We start from the raw sequence: 21,837 nt of genomic DNA on the forward strand, positions 1-21,837 counted from the left end.
CGATTTCACTTAATCGATCAATACCCACTTGGATACGACGTAACGTTTCATCTTTACCTAAGATAAACGCAATTTCAATAGCTCCACCTGGAGTAAATTGTTTACCAGAAATGGCTGTACGAACTGGCCATAAAACCTGTCCGTTCTTCATTTCTAATTCTTTTGGAAGAGCCAATAAACAATCATGTAAAGCTTCCATACTATCCCATTGGTCAAATGCTTCTAAAGCTGTCTTACTAGCTTTTAAAGCTTTTAAGGCAACTTCTGGAGTTGTCTTCATCTTCTTATGACGATACATCTCTAAATCATAATCTACTAATGTGTCAAAGAAATCAACACTTTCTTCAATTTGATTCAAAATATCAATACGTGGTTGAATGATTTTTGCGATTTCCTTTAAGTTGTATGGTCCATGAACCGCTTTTTCTAAGTATGGACGAACTGTTTCATAATAAGTTTCTTCATCCATATTTCTTAAATATACACCATTCATCCAAGTCAATTTATCAATATCGAAAATAGCTGGTGATTTTGAAATACGGTGAATATTAAATACTTTGATTAATTCATCTAATGTATAGATTTCTTGTTCAGTTTCTGGAGCCCAACCAAGTAATGCGATATAGTTCATGATCGCATCTGGTAAATATCCTTTCGCAACTAAATCTTGGAAAGAAGCATCTCCATTACGTTTTGATAATTTGTGGTGTTCATCCTTCATTACTGGAGGTACGTGTACATATGTAGGTCTATCCCATCCATATGCATCATAGATCAAGTTGTATTTTGGTGTACTTGATAAATATTCATTTCCACGAACGACGTGAGAAATCTGCATTTGGTGATCGTCAATGATATTCGCAAAGTTGTATGTTGGATATCCATCAGATTTAATCAAGATTTGTTCATCTAAAACATCTCCATCCACTTCAATACGACCATAAACTTCATCATCAAAATATGTTTCGCCAACATTTTTGATAGTTTGACGAATTACATAAGGTTCACCAGCATCTAATTTAGCTTGAACTTCTTCAGCAGATAAATGCTTACAAGGATCATTGAACTTAAAAGAAATGCCTAAGCTTTCAGCTTCTTTTCTTTGAGCTTCAATTTCCTCTTCACTACAGAAACAATAGTGAGCTCCACCTAATTTAATCAATTCTTCAGCATACCCTTTGTACATAGGTAAACGTTCACTTTGAACATAAGGCCCAAAATCTCCACCAATATCTGGTCCTTCATCCCAGTTTAAACCGCACTCTTTTAGAGTTTTATAAATAACATCTACAGCACCTTCCACTTTACGCTCTTGGTCAGTATCCTCAATACGTAATAAGAAGTCGCCACCTTCGTGTTTGGCAATTAAAAATTCAAATAAAGCTGTACGCAAATTTCCAATGTGCATATATCCAGTTGGACTCGGCGCAAAACGAGTTCTAGTTTTATTCATAGTTTATATCATCCTTTCGCTCTTATTATAATAATACGAAACGACATTTCTTTCAATATTTGCCTTGAATCAAGTCCCCCTTTTCTTTTCGAGACATTTGTTTGATTCTATATTCTAACTTCATCGCCGAAGACTTTGAATCACACTCCTTGACATATACCAATTTGCAAGGCCTTCTAGTACGAGTATATTTTGCACCCTTGCCCAAATTATGCGTTTTTAAACGATTCTTAACATTTGTTGTGTAACCCGTATAATATGTGGCATCACTACACTCTAATATATATACATATGCTTTCTTGTCCATATGACTATATTAGCACAAAAGTAAGGCAATGCCTTACTTTCTAAGTTTCTTATTAATGATATGTAAAATAATCACAAGTGCAATTAAAGACATAGTCACATAGATATTTCCATGATATTCAATCCCTGTAGGAACATGATTCTTTTTGTTTTCAAACTCAAATACATTTGAATCTAATTTCTTACCATCAACATACAATGCGCCATCTTTCATTTCTACACAAATCACACGATTCGATAGCACATAACCTTTTGGCGCCTTTGTTTCCTTAAGATACATAATTTGATCACGCATCAAAATCGAAATTGTCCCATTTCCTTTATAAGATTTTATTTTTTCCTTACAATCAGCGTCTTTGTAACTTGTAAACTCAAACAAATCTAGAATTTCATGTTTCGTATCTTTATCCACTTTTTTTAGAATGAATTTTTCAAAAGGACTATGCTTAGGATATACCACTACATCATAAATAAGTTCATTCATTTCCCATTCAGGAACACTGACTAACATACTCGAAATATTGTCATATTCACTTATATCTATAGGATCAATAAAATACATTCCCTTTTCTACATTCGATATTTTGACAATACCCTCTTGATTCGTTTTAACTTTGACTCCTTCAACACTTTTCTTTTTGATCACATTACACAATTCTTCAATTTGTTCTGCCTTTAATTCTTTGTTTAAATCTACATTTAAATCTTGAAATTCTTCATTTAAAACATAATAGCCATCTTCATACTTGGCAACTTGCACAATTTCAAACTCCACATTTTCCTTTGATAGATTATCGATAGAATCCTGTAATTCAATTGTGATAGAAGCATTTGTGCTAGCTTGTACTGGTATTATGCATGAAAACAACATAACTATAAATAAAGCAATTTTTTTCACTATTTCACCACCTTAAAAATAATCAAGAATATAACAGGAAAAATTAAAAACATCACTTCTCGTATAGAATACGATTTTCTTGGCTTTTGTTGCTTTTTAGGATAAATTCGCTTTGCTTGAACAACCAATCTTTTCGTGTTAATACCATACGGTGTACATGTCACTAAGCTTAATAAATCTCGATTCTTTTCAATACCCATATTTAATATTTCTTCTGGCTCGACCACAAAACAATCCACAACTTCATAGGTCAATGTCTTCTTACAAATATGAATATAAATTCGATCTTTTTTCTTCAATTCATCTAAACGTGTAAAGAGCTTCGCATTAGGCAAGCCGCGATGTCCTGTTAATATACAATGACTATTTTTGCCTCCTGAAGGAAGTGAAGAAAATTCAAAATGACCAATTCCACGATTCAATACTTCATCACTTGTACCATGATAAATGGCTAGATCAACATCAATAACTGGAATCTGGATAGTGGCCATGATTTGTGTTGAAGCATAATTTAAAATTGTGTCATAATCTTCTTTTTCCATTCCAAGAAATAAATTCTCATTGTATTTCAATGCTTTAGAATACTCATCATTCAATAAATTATCCTCTGTCATATTCTCTTCAAGATAGAAACTTGAAATCATATTTTGCGTATGATTTTGAAAAACTAAATTTAAAATCGTTGGTAATACACATAGTAAAAAACCTAGGAAAAATAAAATATTATTCTTCCTTTTTCTTTTTATATACATACACCATAATTCCGACTCCTGTAACTACACATGCCAATGTTCCCATTGAACCTGTTATTGGAAGCTTAGTACCTGTTTGGTTAATTACCTTTAATGCGATAGTTGCATCAGTATAACTTGCGTTTAATGCTTTATCAAAGCTAGAAGCCTCCAAATTGATCAAACCATCTGAATTAGAACGATAATTATTGCGATTTTCAATAAATGTTGGCGTTATTTTTATCTCAACAGCCTCTCTTAACATTTGATATCCTTCAGGCGCTTTTGTTTCCTTTAAATAATAGGTTCCTTGATCCAATCCATAGATTTCAAAAATACCCTTTTCATTGGATACAACATCTTCACTAACATCACTTGAAACAACATATCCATTTCCATTCTTTTTCAATTTCACTTGATCTTGCAACTTCGAATCACGATACAACTTAAAAGTTGCTCCTTGTAACTTTACATTTTTTTCATTCGACTTTAAACCATTCAATCGATACGTGTAACATACTACACTATCCCAAGGTGTTTTACCTTTTGAATCATTTTGAGGATCATTTGAAAAATGTAAACAAACTTTATTTTCATATCCAGCTTTCGACATTTTTTTTGATGCATTCTCATTTAAAAAGGCAGAATACGAGAATTCAATAGGATCATCTTTATTGATATTTTCAAATTGTTTTAAATCATTAAATGTAATTTTAAATCCATTCGTCGTCTTTGTGAAAGTATACTTATCTTTGGCAACAACTTGATTTTTGATTCGTAACTTAACACTCTCTTCTTTCAAGGTTAAACATGGATCCATTTCATCTTCAAATTCATAAAAATACGTACTATAACCACTCATATCCGGTATTCTAGATTCATATTTGTATTGGATGTCTTGATTAATTTCAAAATCTCCAATATCATTCCACCCAACAGAATTATCATCTTCAAAAATTTTTTTAACTACACTTGGATAATCAGATTTGATGTTCATCGTCACATTTGGATTGGCAGTATTAACCATCGTTAATGAAGCAGCCCCATGTATATTGGATACACTTGTCACTTCATCAATCAAATAATAACCATAGCGTAATTTATCAAAAGTAATATTTCCACTCTCATCTGTACTATCCACATGAATCACAACTGCATCTAAGCTTTCAACAGCCTTTTGAATAGCCTCCACAAAAGTTCGATATTCACTTTGATTCGATGTGTTATTCAATGATCGCATGTAGTCAAGCACATCTTGTTCATCAGCAGCCTTACCTATTTTTTCTCCTACGATTGTCTTTATCTTTGTGGCATATACTGGATTTAATGTATAGCTAATTGATGAATTATCACCTGCCACTTCTACATCAAATAACCGATACATGCGAAATATTTTCCCTTTCATTGACTGATTTGTATTTGCCTGAATGGTAATACTCGCATCCCCTTCATTAAAGAAACACACTCCATTCATAACATTAAAATTTTTATCTGCTGCATACACCGGTGTTGTCAACATCGACAACATTAAAAGTCCAGTATATATTAAATTTCTTTTTTTCATTCTTTCTCCTTTAGTGTTTTATACATAATCAAAAATCCCAATACAGAAAATAATAAAGTTTGACTTGAACCTGTATGTGGAAGTTTAACCATTCTTTGATTCTCAAATTCCATATTTACTTTTTCATCTACATACAATCCATCAATTTTTTCATGATTTATATACACATCATATTGTCCAATGGCAGGAACAAAATCTGTACTTAAACGATAAATCTGCTTATTTCTTTGATATCCAGCAGGTGCTTTTACTTCCTTGACAAAATATGTCTTTAAATTTTTTAATTCATCAAATTCAACAATACCATTTTCTGTTGTTTTTTCTTCAATACATTCTTTACATTCTTCATCTTTAAACAAGCCAAATACAGCTCCATCTAAAAGTTCATTTTTATCATTTTTCTTTTGAATCTTTAGCGTAAAAGGTTTTACTTTATTTTCAAATCGAATTAAAGAATCAACACCTGAAATCGTTCCATCTTCTAACACCTCAAACTCAATTGGCTTTACATCTAGAACATATCCATCCATTGTTTTAAATTCTTGAAGCTTATGTTTTCCTTTTGAAAGAGCCACAAGTTCAATTTCGCCTTTCTCATTTGTGGTTTTTTGACCAATATATGTCGATTCATTGATCCAATGTTTAAATGTCACATTCGACAAAGGAATATTCGTATTTTCCTGTACTTTTACTAACTTCAGACGATTCACTTGATCGAACACTTCAAATGTTTTGAAACAATTCAAATGAACTACATCATTGTTCTTAGATTCAATTTTTTGAACAAATACAGTTGAATCTAAAATGTATCCTTGTGGAGGAATAAGTTCTTGTACAGTAATCGTTCCTAGTGGAAGACAGATATTACCATCTAAATCTCTATAAAAATCATCTCCAGATACTTTATATTCATCCTTCATAAAGATTTGACCCTTTTCATCCGTCTTCATTGTCCAAGTTTTCAATGGCAATATCCCCTCTGTTTTAGGATCTTTATCATAAAACTTGAAAATATATTGTGCATCCTTTAAAGACGCATTACTCTTCTTTGTTTCTTTATCTTTCTTTTGAAGAATCAAATCAACAAGATTTGTTTGCGGTATATCTGTAACACTTATACTTACAAGTTGACTATCTTGGATATTCACTGGATAAACTGTACTATCTTTGGCATATCCTTTAGGAGCATTTTCTTCATAAACATAATAAGTTTTTAAAGATAAATCCGAAACCACATTGGAATAACCATTTTCATCCATTGTAAAATCGGCTATTTTATTTGTACACCCTTCATCACTATATAACCCATACTTAGCATCTTTGAATGTATAAGATGCATTGTTTGAACTCACATTCTGAAGTTGACTTGCTTTTTTGAGTTGAACACTTCCTTTTGGTGAGTTGATTCCATAAGCTAGTTTTTGAATAGGCGTAACTACTCCTTGCCAGTTATAGGCTTGTCCTTGTACATCAACCATATATACATCATAATTACTAGGTTCTGGTTTAGAAACGATCTCATTCCATAAACCACTCACTGTTGTTCTCCAATGATAACCATTGTTGTTGGCATAACTAATACAATTGTTTGAATATGCATTTGAAACTAATTCATCTGTCAAAACAATGGCACCACTTGCTCCATAACGAGATGTCAATAGATCACCTGGACCCCCATAGCCGTAATACAAACATTTTTTAAGATTCGCATTATTGACTAAATAAGGATCGGATGTTTGACTACCACTTGTTGGATTAGCATACAATCCTTCGGCACAAAAAGCATGATACCCATTCGATAATTGATAATAACAATTAGTTATATAATAACCATTTCTATCTGTATATCGATGGTGAAAAACATTTGTTACACTGCTTGTTCTTGCCATAACATAATTTGAACTTGAATCAAATCCTGCACTATATCGATCTAAAATAATCAAGCCATTCTTCATTAGATAGGCATCTGCGTAGCAATCATAAAAAGATTCTTCTAGAAAGTAGTTCTCATCACAATAGTCTAACAAACCATTTTTCTCAGCTTTTTGTTTGCGCATTTGAATAAATTCAGGCGTATTGATATTTCCCTTCTTATATTCATTCATCATCTCCATTTCCACATCAGTAAGTCGATACGTTATAGGCTCACTTGCATTTACCATTGTTAAAGAAAGAAGAAATACCATAAGAATACTCATACATATATAAATTCTCTTTTTCATCATTTCACCCCCTCATTTATATACTCTTTTCTTCTCACCTATAATTTTGACAACCCAATGTGAAAAAGACATTAACTGAGCTCAATTTTTTTCGATTGAACCTATCTGATCTAAAACACCAAAAAACAAGTGTTTTAGATAAAAAAACACTTGTAAAAAAATAACCAATAGTGTATTATAAATAGGCACATTGGGGTATAGCCAAGCGGTAAGGCATCAGACTCTGAATCTGACATTTCCTTGGTTCGAATCCAAGTACCCCAGCCATGCCTATTACAGAGAAGAAATTCTCTGTTTTTTTTTGCCATTTTTAAAGCAAAAAAAAGAGAGCCTAAGCTCTCTAAATAATTTCATTAACGATTGAAGAAGAAATTTGGAATTTGTTCATCATCATTTGTGTTAGATTCAACACTAGTTACAACCCCTGGATTTACAGGAGATTGAATTTTTGGTTCAGTGAACAAAGTATCGTTTGCAACTTGTTTAATAACAGGTTCTGAACGTCTTTTACGTTGTTTTTCTTTTGGTTCTTCAAATCCTGTAGCAATTACAGTTACAATGATTGCATCCCCTAATTGTTCATTGATTGCAATACCGAAAATACAGTCAACATCTCCACCAGCTGCATCTTGAATTACAGATACAGCATTTTGTGCATCAAATAAGCTAACTTTGTCACCACCAGTGATGTTTACGATAGCAGATTTAGCACCAGAAATTTGTGCTTCCAATAATGGTGATTGAATAGCTTTTTCTGCAGCAGAAATAGCTTTATCTTCACCTTCAGCCATACCAATACCAATTAATGCACGGCCTTGATTTTGCATTACACTACGAACGTCTGCAAAGTCTAAGTTAACCAATGCTGGAACAGCAATTAAATCAGAAATTGTCTGAACACCTTGACGTAACACATTATCTGCAGCTTGGAATGCTTCTTCAATTGGTTTACGTCCAATAACATCTAATAAGTTGTCATTTGAAACGATAATCAATGAATCAACATATTTCTTTAATTCTTCAATACCATCTTTAGCATTATTTGCACGACGACGACCTTCAAAAGTGAATGGACGAGTTACAACTGCTACTGTTAAAGCTCCTTCTTCTTTAGAAATTTTTGCGATTAATGGAGCAGCACCAGTACCTGTTCCACCACCCATACCGGCAGTAATGAACACCATATCGCTACCTTTTACAGATTCGCGAATTTCTGCTTCACTTTCTTCAGCAGCTTTACGTCCATATTCTGGATTTCCTCCAGCTCCTAAACCTTTTGTAGTTTCTTTTCCTAAAACGATTTTATTATCGCAAGGAGAATTTTTCATTACCTGTACATCTGTGTTACAGATATAGAAATCAACACCTTTAACACCATCAGCAACCATACGATTAACGGCATTGGATCCACCACCACCAACACCAAATACTTTAATATTTGCTACTTGATTAAATTCAGTCATATAATATTTTCCTCTCTTTTTATTCTTCTTCCGCTAAAATAGCATTCTTTAACTTCTTCGTAAATCCACCTTCACCAGCAGATGCCTTTTGATTGATCGCATCAATACTTGCTTCTAATTCATTATTATTAGCACTGATTCGATCATCGTGGTGAATACGATTAATATCTTGCCATGCATAAGCCATACCTAAGCCACATACAAATGCGCCATCTCTAGCACCAATAGCTTGTTCCTGATAAATCATTGCACTCGCATTAAAAGATTTATCCAAATCCTTCAATACTGGAATATTACTTCCTTGTCCAGTAATGACATATCTTGATTTACCTTGGCGAACAATTGGTAAACATGCATCATTAACAGCTGCAATCCATTGACGAATACGAGGTAAACAAGCTTTCGCAAGTTCATTTGCTGTAATCTCAACTCGCATATCTTCTCTTTGTTCAATATAAACGATCACATCACTATTTTCATCTTCTTGACCCGAGAAAATATTTTGCAATAATCTGTAACATACATCATTACTCAACTTATATTTTCTTTGGATATCTTCAATGAACCATAAGTATCCATAATCCAATGTTGTACAAGTCATCAAACGACCCGTGCTAAATAAAGCTAGAGTAGAATGATTTTGTTCCAAATCAACTTGAATTGTAACTCTTTCCGTACTTTGTGCTAAAGCCGCAGTTTCTTGACCAATCGCAAATGAATCTAAACATAGATCCAAGATTTCAAGATTTGCCTGTTCAACACAACGAGCATACGAATAAATCGTTTCCTTATCCGCATACAATAAATCTACATCCATAATGAATTCTTCACATTCTTCATTCAATGGAAGCTTTTGACTTACCGTACCATTCACTTCATAAGTTACTTTATTCGCATTTACGAATTCTACATCTTCATTCAATCGTTTTTGAATCGCATTTTTATATCCTTGCTGAATATGGAATAAACGAATATTCTTTGTTCCATCTTCAATCTGCACACGTACCTTTTGTGAACTGCGCATTACATTTACACTAGGAACAGCCAATAATACACGCTCAATTCGGTATCCTAAAGCTGCCTGTGCATTCGTTATAGCTTGACGAATGGCTGTAACAATAGCACTTTCATCGACAATCTTTTGTTTTTTATCTACACCTGAACAAGCAACTCTTTCTGTTCTTAAAACGTTGTAACGAGCTTCAAATATCTCTAAAACGATAAGACGAATCTCTTGATCAGCAATTTCGATAGCCGCATAAACTCTTTTCTTACTCATTCGACGTCTCCTTTTACATACTACTTAACAATAATATCATAAATGAAAGAAAAATAGAAGGCTAGTCTTTTAAAATCAAATGAGACAAAATAGGAGTACCACATATTGTGATACCCCATAAATTTGCTAATTTGCCTCCAACATTTTAAATGCTTTTTCTTTAAATCTTTTTTTGCACAAATAATAATCCACCAATAGAATAATCAGCGAAAAATCCACTTGTACCGGAAAAAACATTTTAAATAATATACATAGAAGTAAAGATAAAATATCTAGATAGATAAAGTCGCGAACTAAATCATATCGCTTTAATGTCCTATACTTTGTTCGTATATTGATAAATGAAAATACAAATGCTAGACAACCAACAATTGCATCAACGCTAAAATTAACAACATAACTCGAAAACAAGACGGCCTTCAAAAAGAATAAAGTTAAAGTCACACTCATCACAAGCATCATATTACAAATTTTTAACTTTTCATCATCACGCACAACCATCTTTTCCGCATGTTTTTTAAAAGAAGAACTCTTAGAAAATTGACGATACAAACGATCGATCTTCTTATCAAAATCATCCTCCTTTTTATTTTGGACAATTTCAATCATCAATTCCTTTTTCGCATCGATCAAATCCGACTTCTCTATTCTTTGAACTATTACTTCTCTAGACATACCGATTCAGCTTCATCGATCTGCACATTTGTTTCATAGAATTCTTTTAATGCGATAATCGCATATTCAGTATCCTTAACACCTGCTGTTTCAAAACATGAATGCATGGCAAGTTGTGCTAGACCAAAGTCAACCGCATGAATACTAACCTGTGTATTTGATAAGTTACCTAATGTAGAACCTCCAACACTATCACTACGGTTCGCAAAGCTTTGAACAGGTACATTTACGTTTTGACAAACCCCCGTAAATAACGCACGGCTAAACGCATCCGTTGTATATTTCTGGTTTGCACTTTCCTTAATGACAATACCACCATTCATTGTGACATAATTTACTGCATCTGTTTTTTCAGGATGATTTGGATGCAATGCATGTGCATTATCACAACTTACTAAGAAAGTTTTCGCAATAGCTTGATAATACTCTTCTTCCGTTTTACCTAAACCATTATTGATACGGTGCAATACATCTTTTAAGAAAGTAGACATAGCACCTTGTTTTGTGTTTGATCCAACTTCTTCATTGTCAAAGCAGCAATATACATTAACACTCTTATCATTTTCAGCTTCCATAAAAGCCTTTAATGAAACGAATGCGCATTGTAAATCATCTAATTTAGGACTCGAAACAAATTCATTTTCATAACCCCAAACCAAACCTTTTTGACGATTTACCAAGAATAAATCTTTACCTAAGATATCCTCGACATTAACGCCTAATTCATCTGCAACCATCTTATCAAATGCACCCTTTTTAAGTGCACCACAAGAGAACATTGGACACAAATCGATTTGACGATTATATTTATACCCATTATTTACTTCACGATTGAAGTGAATTGCTACATTAGGAATCATTAAGATATCTTTGTCGATATATAATAATTTTGATTCAATTTTAGAACCATTTCTTACAAGCACACGACCAGCAACACTTAAAGGACGATCAAACCATGTATTATCGATCATACCACCATAAGCTTCAACATCTAGACGTAGATATTCTTTAGGTCCTTCAAGTTCAGGTACATTTTTCACTTTATAAGTTGGCGAATCTGAGTGGCTTGCACACATTTGGAAGTGATATGAATCTAGATTTTTACCCACTTTAAACGCAATCAAACTTGAATGATTACGAATTGTGTAATACTTTCCTCCTGCCTTTACATCCCAAGCCTTTGATTCTGGAAGATAAGTAAATCCATCTTCTTCTAAATAAGTACGAATCGTTTTAATTGAATGAAACATACTTGGACTTGATTCAATAAATTGAATTAATTCATTTGAAATTTCTACTGTATTCATTATAAAAACATCTCCTCAACTATATATAATTATCCACAAATAAGAAGAAAAGGCAAAATTAATTTTTTGCCTCTTTTTTCTTGATTGCTGGTAAAATCAATCCTAAAGCTGTTAATACAACTGGAGTGATAATATTTAAGATTGTAGTATACATATCCCCTGCTTTATACATACCTAGTAAGCAGCAAGCAGCCGTTAATACAAAACACCATGCACCAAATACGATTGCTACTGTGTTATTCTTCACAAATTTATAGTCACGGTGGAAAGCATCTGTTTTCTTACGTAACATAATATAAGCAAAGAATACCCATAAGTAACGCATTGGCATTGTTACTGAGTTTAACTGAGTCAACTGACGAAGTACTGTATCAGCATTTGGAACTAAAGCTTGAGCCAAGATGATTGCACCTGCAAGAATATCAACCATGATGATACCATTTGAATAAGCACCTGCATCATTTTTGTGTAACAACTTAGTTGGAATATATTGACGAGCATCTTCGTTATCCAATAACATTCGTAAAGGCGCATCAATACTAATGACTAATGTAGAGAATTGTCCAATACAGTTACAAGCTGCATAAACAATCATCAACACATTACCCATACCATAGTATTCACCTAATCTTTGGAATGCCCAATAAGAACCATTCGCATTGTATGAGTCAAAATTCGCATCGATTACAGCTGGATCAAACATCATACCCATTGCGATTGTACCAAAAATAGCACAAATGATAACCATGATTGCTGCAAAAATCATACTCTTAGGGAAACCTCTTGAAGGATCTTCAACTTTATTTACATAAGGTGAAATCTTTTCACATCCACCAACCGCAAATACTAAGATTGACAATGAACTGAAATATTTCCAGTCAAATGTTGGAATCAAGTTTTTGAAGCTGAAATCCATGGCTAAATATCCACCATTAGGATTGATAGCTGGAGCCGCAAACATCATCAAGATATATAAAATACTCATAACAAACATACTTGAACCAGCGATTGTAGCCATTTTTTTCAATGGGTTTAAACCACGACTTGCTACATAACTGAATAGTAATAATACAGCCAATGTCGCAAACTGAACAGCTTTTGTGTTAAAAGATGCATAAGTTTCTGAGTTTTGGAAGATCATCCAGCTTAATGCTTTTAAACCACCAGAACCCTTTGAAGCAATGTACGTAATGTGACATGCCCAATAAGTCCAACCTGCATAGTATGCAGCTTTAGGACCTGTTGTTTCGTGAATCCAAGAACTTACACCTCCACCTGAATTTTTGAATGCAGAACCTAACTCACCTACCATTAATGCATAAGGTACGAAGTAAAGCGCAAACATCAAAATCCAAGAAAAGATTACTTGAATTCCGTTGAAGTACATAAATCCGTTTAGTACGTTTCCAAATCCCCAAAGCGTAGAAAAGCACATAAACGCAAGTGTGTACCACTTCATTTTTTGTGAATCATTCATTTTTACTCTCTCCTCTTTCACTTTTATATAATTTTCATATATAAAAATGATTTTGTCAACTCTCATTTATATGGCCAAAAGAAAAACGCCTATAATAGACGCTTATTCTAAAGTAACCTCAATTTTTGTATCCGTAGAAATAGTCGTTCCTTCGTCTACATTTTGACTTGTAACCTTACCATAACCACTCGTTTTAATACTAATTCCCGTCAATTGCCAGAAAACAGTTAGATCTTTACGCGTCCAACCCGTCATGTTTGGCATTGTAATCTTAGCTCCATTTGTTAAGACGAATACACGATCATTTGAATTGATTGTAGCTTTCGCATCTGGATATTGACTTGTTACACTTGATCCATCCCCAATCACTTCAAAATGAATATTTCTACCATTCATTTTTTCGTACGCATAATCAATCGTATGGTTTACTAGACTTGGCATTGAATAACTTTCCCAAGTTTCATACGTATCTTGCGCATCACTTGCTGGTGTTGTTGAAACACCATATGTCTGCAAAGTTTCACGCATAATTTTTTTAAATGGTTCCGCTGAATATGAAGTAATATTTCCTGAAACCAAGCCATAATACACCATGACTTTTGGATCATTTGCAGGAGCTGCCGCCATAACACTTGAAGTATGATACGTCGGATCGTATTTTCCAATATTTTCATTGTAAAGTTGGGCCGTACCCGTTTTCATCAACATATCTACACCATCAATTTTAAAACGCGAACCACTCGCTCCATCATCCGTAACATGCGACATCAATTCTTGAACTTCTTTTGCCGTCTGACTTGAAATCGGCGTTCCAACCGCTTTTTTCTTATACTTTTTTATCACTTGAGACGTGTCACTATCTACGATGGAATCAATAACATATGGACGTACCATTGTTCCATCATTAAAAATTGCCGTATATGCCTGACATAATTGTAAAACTGTAATTGAACTTGCCTGTCCAAAACCTGTCGACAAATAATCAGTTGGTAAACCAACGTTTTTAACCCCCAAAGATTGCTCAACATATGGCGTATTCACTTTTTGAAAGAAGCCGAATTTATCTAAATAATCACAATACTGATTGTAATTTATATAATTTGCCAATAATTCACAAATACCTACGTTACTTGAAAATGCTAAACCTTGATCAAATGTGATTGTTCCAAAATCTTCATCAAGTGCATCTGCAATATATGGATATGGAGTTTTTGACTCATTTGGTATACGCGTAATCTTACCTGTATTTGGATCATAATTATACCAGAATTGATAAGCCGTAAAAGTCTTGTTGTATGGATACACATTCGTATCAATCGCAACTGCATAAGTAAATGGTTTCATAACGGAACCAGGCTCATATGTACTTGTAGAAATTGCGTCTTGATAGCTTGGAATTTCTTTATGCTCATTTTGATCAAACGTTGGATAACTTGCCCATGCTAAGATTTTACCCGTTTCAATTTCCATCACAAGACACCAAGCTGATTTTGCTTTTTCATCCTCCATTGTAGACTGCAACTGACTTTCAACTGTTTCCTGTAAACTTGAATCCAATGTCAAAACAATATCATTTCCATTCTTAGCTTGTTCAATCACTTTTGTTGTACCTGGAAGTTTTGATCCATCAACAGTCTGCTGATATTGTTCCGAACCATTTTTTCCTTTTAAAAGTTCATTTAAAGATAATTCAAGTCCCATTTTTCCTTCAATCGACTGTTTATCTTCATCATATGCTGCAAATCCAACTAAGTTAGACGAATATGGAGTTGTAGGATAATAACGACTCACGGCATCAATAAAGCTAATGCCCGGAAGTTTTAATTTTTTTATTTCCTTCATCACACTCTTTTTAATACGCTTCGTTCCTGTACCTAATTCTGTTTGTGATTTCCCAGCTTTTTTAGCTGATTTCATAATCTTGATCAACGTTTTTTCATTCACATTATCACCAAGTACACTCTTTAATTTTTCAGCCGTTGATTTTATATCCTTAACATAATTTGGATTTCCATTCGCATCAATAACACCAGTATCCAAATAAGCAACAATTGTATAAGACTGTGTTTGTTGAGCAATCACAGTATGATTTCGATCATATATCGTTCCTCTTTTAGCTATAATCGTTTTTTCTACAATACTTGATGCGATACGTTTATCCAAAACATCTTTTTGTGACCACAAATGCTTATGGCTCACCATAGTGAAAAGAACATTAGCTACCACTAATGTTCCAATTAACGTCATTCTTCGAATCATTTTAAATAGTTCTTTATTACTTTTACGAACCGACATTACACATCACCACTCCATCTAGTCACTCATTACATATATATTATTTTCATTATCTGAGACTTCGTTGTCAAGCATTCCTAACAATCTGCCCTTTTCCTGTAACGTATTGACTTCATTCTGGAGCTCTTCTACGGTTTGTTCTTTTTGTGCAATTTCACTACTCAATTCACTTTCTTGAACTGAAAGTGAAAGATTCACGGAACTTACATATGTTTTTGATGCGAAGTAGAAGACCCATGATAATACAAACAAAGTTAAAACAAGTGCCCTTGTTAAATTAAACTTCCTTTGCATACGCATCATCCTTTCTTCTCTATCCCTCTTAATTTTGCGCTATGCGCTCTGTTATTATTTTCTAATTCTTCACTACTTGCTAAAACCGGTTTTCGATTCACCAGTTGATATTCTAAATTTTCTGTCCCCACTTGTGGCAGCCTTTTATTCACTTTTTTTGCTACGGCCACCTCTTTAAAAATTTCTTTTACAATACGATCCTCTAAAGAATGGAAAGTAATCACTGCCATTCTTCCATGTGGTTTCAACAACGTTAAACCATCTTGTAGAACCGTTTCTAATTGATCTAATTCATGATTAACTTCAATACGAATCGCCTGAAATGTCTGTTTTGCCGGATGCCCTTTTTTTCTTAAAACAGCTGCTGGAAGTGCAGATTTTATTACATCTACCAATTCAAATGTTGTTTCGATTGGAGCAACTTCTCTAGTTTTCACGATTTTATCAGCAATTTTTACAGCAAAAGGCTCTTCACCATAACGTTTTAATATACGAATCAAGTCTTCTCTGTCATACGTATTCACTACACCATATGCATCTAAGTCTTGTGATTGATCCATACGCATATCCAGACGAGCGTTCATTCGATAGCTAAACCCTCTTTGACCATCATCGAACTGTGGGCTTGATACCCCAAGATCCATAAAGATCCCATCAACAGCATATACACCACGTTTAGCCAATTCACTCTTCAAATTTTCAAAGGGAGAATGAATGCACGTAAAATGATTGCCAATAGCCTGCAACCGAGGTGCACTTTCATCAATCGCATTTTGATCACAATCAAACGCATACAAATGTCCGCTTGTTAAACGTTTCAAGATTTCACTACTGTGCCCCCCTCTGCCCAGTGTGCAATCTACATAAATTCCATCTTCTTTTATCTGTAGCATGTCAATCGATTCATTCAATAATACACTAATATGTTCCATTCATTACTACCCCATAATTTCTGATAAGTGTTCTGCAGCTTCTTCAAAAGAAGCACTTTGCTCTTCTTCTAAAGCTTCCCAGCGTTCTTTAGACCAAATTTCCAAATGATTCGCTACACCTATAATCAAACATTCTTTTTCAAGTCCAGCCAAGGCAATTAAAGAGGATGGAATCAAAATTCGACCTTGACTATCCATTTCACATTCTGCTGCTTTTGACAACATCATACGCTGATACATACGCGCATCTTTATTTGTCGAAGGCAAAGTTGATAGCTTTTGATACACTTGCTGCCACTGCTCTACCGTATATACATACAGGCATCCATCAAGTCCTCGGTTAACGACAACATGTTCACCTAGTTCCTCACGAAACTTTGCTGGCATAATCAATCGCCCCTTACGATCTATGTTATGCGCGTATTCCCCCATGAACATGTGTCTTCACCCCCACTCTATGACACAATATGCTACTTTGTACCACTATAATACATCATTTAATAAAAAAAGGCCACAAGATTGTCAAAAATTGTACTATTTTTTTAACTCCTTAGTTATTCAAATAATAACCACATATTTAATCCTCAATTGTTGTTTGATTACGCTTACATGCCTATTTTTAGCGATTTTCTTTTGACAAACATATACACTCTGATATAATTCGAACGTACAAGGGAGAGAGGATATGAATTTTTTATATTTTATTTTGGGGCTTTGTCCCATTTTATGGCTAATATTTGCGTTAACCGTACTTGGATGGCCCACATATAAAGCTGCTTTTGGTTCTTTAATTATTTCTGCACTATTATCTGTTGCAATTTGGCACCAAAGTTTTCTAAATACAATAAGTGCTGCTTGCGAAGGTTTCTTGATGGCACTATGGCCAATCATTGTTGTCATTATCGCAGCCGTATTTACATACAACTTATCTTTAAGAACACGTGGCATGGAAGTTATCAAACAAATGATTACTAGTGTTTCTAGCGACAAAAGAATTTTAGTATTACTTGTTGCATGGTGTTTTGGGGGATTTATGGAAGGTATGGCCGGTTTTGGAACTGCAATTGCCATCCCTGCAAGTATGCTTGTAGCTTTAGGTTTTGAACCATTATTTTCATGCTTAGTCTGCTTGATTGCCAACGGTGTTCCAACTCCATTTGGTTCCATCGGCATTCCAACAGTCACTTTGGCTAATTTAGTTGGACTTGAAAATGCACAACTTGCATTTACGCAAACACTTCAATTAGCACCATTTATGTTATTATGTCCATTTTTGATCGTAATGGTGACAGGAAAAGGTGTGAAGGCATTAAAAGGTGTTACGGCTGTAACTTTACTATCAGGCTTAAGTTTTCTAATTCCACAAATGATAGTTGCTAAATTTGTAGGCGCTGAACTTTGTGTTGTTGTGGGAAGTGTTTGTTCATTATTATGTACAATTCTTTTGGGTTCTAAAGTAAAACCAAATCCAGAATATGAAATGAAATTAGAATCGAATGAAAAAATCACAATTAAAAAAGCATTAACAGCTTGGTCTCCATTTATCTTTATCTTTATTTTCTTATTATCAACATCCAAATTAGTTACCCCAATCAATACATATTTGTCACAATTTGCTTCAAATGCAATAATTTATACTGGTGAAAACCCAAGTACAATGACATTTACATGGATCAATACTCCCGGCGTATGGATCTTCTTATCTGCTATTTTGGGTGGTCTAATCCAAAAAGCTACATTTAGAGATTTTAAAGTGGTATTTGTCGCAACCCTTAAACAAATGTCACAAACCATTATCACTATGTTATGTGTACTAGGATGTGCGAAAATCATGGGATATGCAGGTATGATTGCTTCTATCGCATCCTTTGCGATTGCTGTTACTGGAAGTTTCTATCCATTCTTTGCTCCATGGATCGGATGTCTAGGAACATTTGTAACTGGTTCAGGAACAAGTTCAGGTGTATTGTTTGGCGCAGTACAAGAAAGTGCTGCTCAAAGTTTAAATGCCAATCCTTATTGGATCGTCGCATTAAACTCATTAGGAGTTGCGGCTGGTAAAATGTTATCACCACAATCCATCGCAATTGCACTTAGCAGTGTGGATGGTCAAGGACAAGATTCGAAACTATTATCAAAAATCTTACCATATGGGCTCGCCTTTATTATCGCAATGAGTTTTATAGCTTACTTTGGTCAAATAGTATTCTAAAATAAGTAAAGAAAAGAGAAAAAAAACATGGCTTAGGAAATTTCCTAAGCCATTTTTATTGCCTGTACAGCTACACATCCAGGACCGCCCTGCGTAATAAATGCAGGAGATAAAGGATAAATCACAACTTTTGCGCCTTCAAAAGTTTCATTGATCTTCTTTTCAAACATCATTGCCAATTCTTCATTAAAGGCATGCGAAATGTAGAAAGTATAATTTGAATCAAAACCATTATTTTTAAAATTTTCAACCACCATATTGACAGCTTTTTTATAGGTACGACTGACACCAAACTTGTCTAAGCCCATGCCATCTACGCCTTTTTTCAATATTGGAATTAATTTTAATGCGCCACCCAAAGTAGCAGCTAACCCTTTGATTCTTCCACCACGAACTAAGAATTGAAAATCAACAGGAACAAGATATGACTCTTCCTGCATACGACTTTGTACGATCATCTTTACGATTTCCTTGGCCTTTGCCCCATTATTTGCCATTTCTAAAGCCGTATCCACCATTAAACGATGTGGTCCACATAATGTTTGTGAATCTACTACATGAACTAAATCTGGATTGTCACAAGAATTTTTAGCCATCATAGCCGTTTGATACGTACCACTAAGTCCAGATGCCATTGCGATATCAATGACTTCATCTCCATCTTTAGTCAATTCATTATATAAGTCTATCTTTTCACCTAGACTTGGCTGTGATGTTTTTGGAATCTTGTGCTCTTCAATCATCGTTAATAATTGTGTACTCGTGATATCCTCAAAATCTCGATATGTTTGTGAATCAACAGTAATATTCAAAGGAACAATCGACAACCCTTTTTTCTTTGCCGATTCAATCGAATATAAAGTCGACGAATCAGAAATAATATGAATCATTCTTTTTTTACCTCTCTTTAGATAAACAATAATATAGATATAACAATAAGTCAATACATCTAGTATTAATTTCTAGATTGTGTAACAATTTATTTTATGTTACACTATAATCATGAAAAATTATACATTTCCTAGATGGAACGACTTACCTGAAATTGAACTCTACATGGATCAAGTCATTACTTATATGAATGACAAATTAAAAGATACCTATTTCTATGATGAAAAGTTCATCACAAAATCTATGATCAACAACTATGTCAAAACAGGTATTGTTCATCCTCCCGTAAAAAAGCATTATACAAAAAGTCATTTAGCTTACTTTTTAGTTTTAACCATTCTAAAAAGATGTTATTCTATGCAACAAATCACATCTTTACTTCATATTTATACAAATATGAAAGATTCAACCATTGAACAAGCCTATGACTTATTTATATCGCGATTTGAAGATTCATTAAATGACGTTTTTGAAAATAATCGTAATACCATCGAATTTGAAAACACTAACCATGAACAAGAACTCATGGATAATGTCATTCAATGCATCATCTATAAGATGCATACTGAATACACTCTAAAAAAATACGAACAAGAATAGAGAGAAATCTCTATTTTTTTGTACAGTAAAAAGCCAAAAAATATAGAAGGCCTAGTCCATTGTCATTTTAAAAATGATAATACAAAGAAAACTAGATATCAAAAAAAAGATGTACAATGTACACCTTTATTAAATTAGTCGACTACAACAGTCCATCCATAAGGATCTTCAATCGTTCCCCATTGAATACCTGTTAACGTATCATATAGTTTTTGTGTTAATTCACCTGTTTTAAAATCAGAAACAGTCACTTTATCACCTTTATAGTACAATTCACCAATTGGACTAATTACGGCTGCCGTACCAGTTCCCCAAGCTTCTTGTAGTTTACCATTATGACCAGCTTCCATCAATTCATCAACAGACAAATGTCTTTCTTCAATTTCATATCCCCAGTCTTTCAAGATATGTAAAATTGAATCACGAGTAACACCAGGAAGTACAGTACCTTCACATGGAGCTGTCACAATCTTATTATCAATTTCAAACATAACGTTCATAGAACCTACTTCCTCAATGTACTTACGATGAACACCATCTAACCACAATACTTGAGAATAACCTAATTCTTCAGCTTTTACCTGAGCAGCTAAACTACCTGCATAGTTTCCTCCACATTTAGTAAATCCTGTACCACCTTTGGTAGCACGAACATATTCATCTTCAACATAGATTTTAACTGGGTTCACACCTTCGGCATAATAAGCACCAACCGGCGAACAAATAATCATAAATTTATAATGACTCGCAGCATGCACACCAATCGCAGCTTCAGTCGCAAACATAAATGGACGAATATATAAAGATTCACCTTCTCCAGTTGGAATCCAGTCTTGAGAATATTTTACAATTGTCTTTACTGCATCTACAAACATATCTACAGGTAAAGTTGGCATACTCAAACGTTTATTTGAATTCGCAAAACGTTTCGCATTCATTTCAGGTCTAAACAATTGAACCTTACCTTCCTTAGTACGATATGCCTTCATACCTTCAAATGTTTCTTGTGCATAGTGCAATACCATACTTGCTGGATCAAATTCTAATGGTCCATAAGGTACGACTCTCGCGTCATGCCATTCTTGCCCAGCATCCCAATCCATCACAAACATATAGTCTGTGTAGTATTTTCCAAAACCTAAAGCTCCGGTTGGTTTTTCTTTTAAGTTTTTACTTTCTACAAATTGTACTTCCATAAATTTGTCCTCTTTTCTAAACACGTATGATAATACCACGTT

The 21,837-nt window shown here is 34.0% G+C and carries 18 protein-coding genes, 1 tRNA gene and 1 pseudogene; 3 read left to right on the plus strand and 17 right to left on the minus strand.

The genetic code is table 11. The features are described 5' to 3' along the window. The 6 genes from gltX to Q3907_RS05300 all read right to left on the minus strand — a co-directional run. Window positions 1–1,453, minus strand: a 1,453-nt coding sequence (gene gltX / locus Q3907_RS05275) for a glutamate--tRNA ligase (protein ID WP_301897567.1), incomplete at its 3' end; no start/stop codon positions are given. Between the two features lie 52 nt (window positions 1,454–1,505). After that, window positions 1,506–1,760: a GIY-YIG nuclease family protein gene (locus Q3907_RS05280; protein ID WP_301897568.1), complete on the minus strand. Its 255-nt coding sequence runs from the start codon at window positions 1,758–1,760 to the stop codon at window positions 1,506–1,508. A 33-nt stretch (window positions 1,761–1,793) separates the two neighbouring features. Beyond that, window positions 1,794–2,657: a hypothetical protein gene (locus tag Q3907_RS05285; protein ID WP_301897569.1), complete on the minus strand. Its 864-nt coding sequence runs from the start codon at window positions 2,655–2,657 to the stop codon at window positions 1,794–1,796. Next, a complete protein-coding gene (locus tag Q3907_RS05290) occupies window positions 2,657–3,409 on the minus strand; it encodes a class C sortase (protein ID WP_301897570.1) in 753 nt (250 codons plus the stop codon). Before Q3907_RS05290 ends, Q3907_RS05285 begins: the two co-directional genes overlap by 1 nt. Next, window positions 3,381–4,952, minus strand: a complete 1,572-nt coding sequence (locus Q3907_RS05295) for a SpaA isopeptide-forming pilin-related protein (RefSeq protein WP_301897571.1) — start codon at window positions 4,950–4,952, stop codon at window positions 3,381–3,383. The genes Q3907_RS05290 and Q3907_RS05295 overlap by 29 nt, the downstream gene beginning before the upstream one ends. Further along, entirely contained in the window at window positions 4,949–7,174 is a 2,226-nt protein-coding gene (locus Q3907_RS05300) for a SpaA isopeptide-forming pilin-related protein (protein ID WP_301897572.1), read from the minus strand. Before Q3907_RS05300 ends, Q3907_RS05295 begins: the two co-directional genes overlap by 4 nt. A gap of 191 nt (window positions 7,175–7,365) precedes the next feature. On the opposite strand from Q3907_RS05300, the gene Q3907_RS05305 reads away from it, so the two are divergent. Continuing rightward, window positions 7,366–7,441 (plus strand) — tRNA-Gln (locus tag Q3907_RS05305). A gap of 86 nt (window positions 7,442–7,527) precedes the next feature. On the opposite strand, the pseudogene ftsZ reads toward Q3907_RS05305, so the two are convergent. The 9 genes and pseudogenes from ftsZ to mraZ form a co-directional block, all read right to left on the minus strand. Beyond that, a pseudogene (ftsZ, locus tag Q3907_RS05310) lies at window positions 7,528–8,640 on the minus strand (cell division protein FtsZ); the annotation flags it as partial. Between the two features lie 16 nt (window positions 8,641–8,656). Continuing rightward, on the minus strand, window positions 8,657–9,916 hold the full coding sequence (locus Q3907_RS05315) for a hypothetical protein (RefSeq protein WP_295644326.1): 1,260 nt from the start codon (window positions 9,914–9,916) through the stop codon (window positions 8,657–8,659). Window positions 9,917–10,042: 126 nt separating this feature from the next. Beyond that, window positions 10,043–10,591, minus strand: a complete 549-nt coding sequence (locus tag Q3907_RS05320; protein ID WP_301897573.1) for a hypothetical protein — start codon at window positions 10,589–10,591, stop codon at window positions 10,043–10,045. Beyond that, window positions 10,576–11,898 (minus strand): M18 family aminopeptidase, encoded by a 1,323-nt coding sequence (locus Q3907_RS05325; RefSeq protein ID WP_301897574.1) that lies wholly within the window; start codon window positions 11,896–11,898, stop codon window positions 10,576–10,578. The genes Q3907_RS05320 and Q3907_RS05325 overlap by 16 nt, the downstream gene beginning before the upstream one ends. A 58-nt stretch (window positions 11,899–11,956) precedes the next feature. After that, entirely contained in the window at window positions 11,957–13,375 is a 1,419-nt protein-coding gene (locus Q3907_RS05330; RefSeq protein WP_295644319.1) for an amino acid permease, read from the minus strand. A gap of 102 nt (window positions 13,376–13,477) precedes the next feature. After that, entirely contained in the window at window positions 13,478–15,670 is a 2,193-nt protein-coding gene (locus tag Q3907_RS05335; RefSeq protein ID WP_301897575.1) for a penicillin-binding protein, read from the minus strand. 18 nt (window positions 15,671–15,688) lie between these two features. After that, on the minus strand, window positions 15,689–15,964 hold the full coding sequence (locus Q3907_RS05340) for a hypothetical protein (protein ID WP_295560368.1): 276 nt from the start codon (window positions 15,962–15,964) through the stop codon (window positions 15,689–15,691). A gap of 5 nt (window positions 15,965–15,969) precedes the next feature. Beyond that, window positions 15,970–16,896, minus strand: coding sequence for a 16S rRNA (cytosine(1402)-N(4))-methyltransferase RsmH (gene rsmH / locus Q3907_RS05345; RefSeq protein ID WP_301897576.1), 927 nt, complete (start codon window positions 16,894–16,896; stop codon window positions 15,970–15,972). 6 nt (window positions 16,897–16,902) lie between these two features. Further along, on the minus strand, window positions 16,903–17,334 hold the full coding sequence (gene mraZ / locus Q3907_RS05350; protein ID WP_117571731.1) for a division/cell wall cluster transcriptional repressor MraZ: 432 nt from the start codon (window positions 17,332–17,334) through the stop codon (window positions 16,903–16,905). Between the two features lie 247 nt (window positions 17,335–17,581). Here mraZ and Q3907_RS05355 point away from each other — a divergent pair, with 247 nt between their 5' ends. Then, on the plus strand, window positions 17,582–19,108 hold the full coding sequence (locus Q3907_RS05355) for an L-lactate permease (RefSeq protein WP_301897577.1): 1,527 nt from the start codon (window positions 17,582–17,584) through the stop codon (window positions 19,106–19,108). Between the two features lie 44 nt (window positions 19,109–19,152). Here the strand turns inward: Q3907_RS05355 and Q3907_RS05360 are convergent, their stop codons facing one another. After that, the gene (locus tag Q3907_RS05360; protein ID WP_301897578.1) at window positions 19,153–19,998 is read right to left on the minus strand and encodes a DegV family protein; all 846 of its coding nucleotides are present in this window, start codon (window positions 19,996–19,998) and stop codon (window positions 19,153–19,155) included. 112 nt (window positions 19,999–20,110) lie between these two features. Here Q3907_RS05360 and Q3907_RS05365 point away from each other — a divergent pair, with 112 nt between their 5' ends. Beyond that, window positions 20,111–20,599 carry a DUF1836 domain-containing protein gene (locus Q3907_RS05365; protein WP_295560361.1) on the plus strand — a complete coding sequence of 163 codons (489 nt, stop codon included), beginning with the start codon at window positions 20,111–20,113 and terminating at the stop codon, window positions 20,597–20,599. Between the two features lie 134 nt (window positions 20,600–20,733). Here the strand turns inward: Q3907_RS05365 and Q3907_RS05370 are convergent, their stop codons facing one another. Further along, the gene (locus Q3907_RS05370; protein ID WP_295645665.1) at window positions 20,734–21,795 is read right to left on the minus strand and encodes a branched-chain amino acid aminotransferase; all 1,062 of its coding nucleotides are present in this window, start codon (window positions 21,793–21,795) and stop codon (window positions 20,734–20,736) included. Window positions 21,796–21,837: the final 42 nt, after the last annotated feature.

Source organism: uncultured Holdemanella sp. (assembly GCF_958348295.1).
Lineage (GTDB): Bacteria > Bacillota_I > Bacilli_A > Erysipelotrichales > Erysipelotrichaceae > Holdemanella.

Bases quoted from the DNA above. Each gene is read 5' to 3' on its own strand.
- Q3907_RS05330 (WP_295644319.1), bottom strand. From the start codon at position 13,375: ATGAATGATTCACAAAAAATGAAGTGGTACACACTTGCGTTTATGTGC.
- Q3907_RS05335 (WP_301897575.1), bottom strand. From the start codon at position 15,670: ATGTCGGTTCGTAAAAGTAATAAAGAACTATTTAAAATGATTCGAAGA.
- rsmH (WP_301897576.1), bottom strand. From the start codon at position 16,896: ATGGAACATATTAGTGTATTATTGAATGAATCGATTGACATGCTACAG.
- Q3907_RS05290 (WP_301897570.1), bottom strand. From the start codon at position 3,409: ATGTATATAAAAAGAAAAAGGAAGAATAATATTTTATTTTTCCTAGGT.
- Q3907_RS05280 (WP_301897568.1), bottom strand. From the start codon at position 1,760: ATGGACAAGAAAGCATATGTATATATATTAGAGTGTAGTGATGCCACA.
- Q3907_RS05300 (WP_301897572.1), bottom strand. From the start codon at position 7,174: ATGAAAAAGAGAATTTATATATGTATGAGTATTCTTATGGTATTTCTT.
- mraZ (WP_117571731.1), bottom strand. From the start codon at position 17,334: ATGTTCATGGGGGAATACGCGCATAACATAGATCGTAAGGGGCGATTG.
- Q3907_RS05365 (WP_295560361.1), top strand. From the start codon at position 20,111: ATGAAAAATTATACATTTCCTAGATGGAACGACTTACCTGAAATTGAA.
- Q3907_RS05315 (WP_295644326.1), bottom strand. From the start codon at position 9,916: ATGAGTAAGAAAAGAGTTTATGCGGCTATCGAAATTGCTGATCAAGAG.
- Q3907_RS05340 (WP_295560368.1), bottom strand. From the start codon at position 15,964: ATGCAAAGGAAGTTTAATTTAACAAGGGCACTTGTTTTAACTTTGTTT.
- Q3907_RS05320 (WP_301897573.1), bottom strand. From the start codon at position 10,591: ATGTCTAGAGAAGTAATAGTTCAAAGAATAGAGAAGTCGGATTTGATC.
- Q3907_RS05325 (WP_301897574.1), bottom strand. From the start codon at position 11,898: ATGAATACAGTAGAAATTTCAAATGAATTAATTCAATTTATTGAATCA.
- Q3907_RS05370 (WP_295645665.1), bottom strand. From the start codon at position 21,795: ATGGAAGTACAATTTGTAGAAAGTAAAAACTTAAAAGAAAAACCAACC.
- Q3907_RS05295 (WP_301897571.1), bottom strand. From the start codon at position 4,952: ATGAAAAAAAGAAATTTAATATATACTGGACTTTTAATGTTGTCGATG.
- Q3907_RS05355 (WP_301897577.1), top strand. From the start codon at position 17,582: ATGAATTTTTTATATTTTATTTTGGGGCTTTGTCCCATTTTATGGCTA.
- Q3907_RS05360 (WP_301897578.1), bottom strand. From the start codon at position 19,998: ATGATTCATATTATTTCTGATTCGTCGACTTTATATTCGATTGAATCG.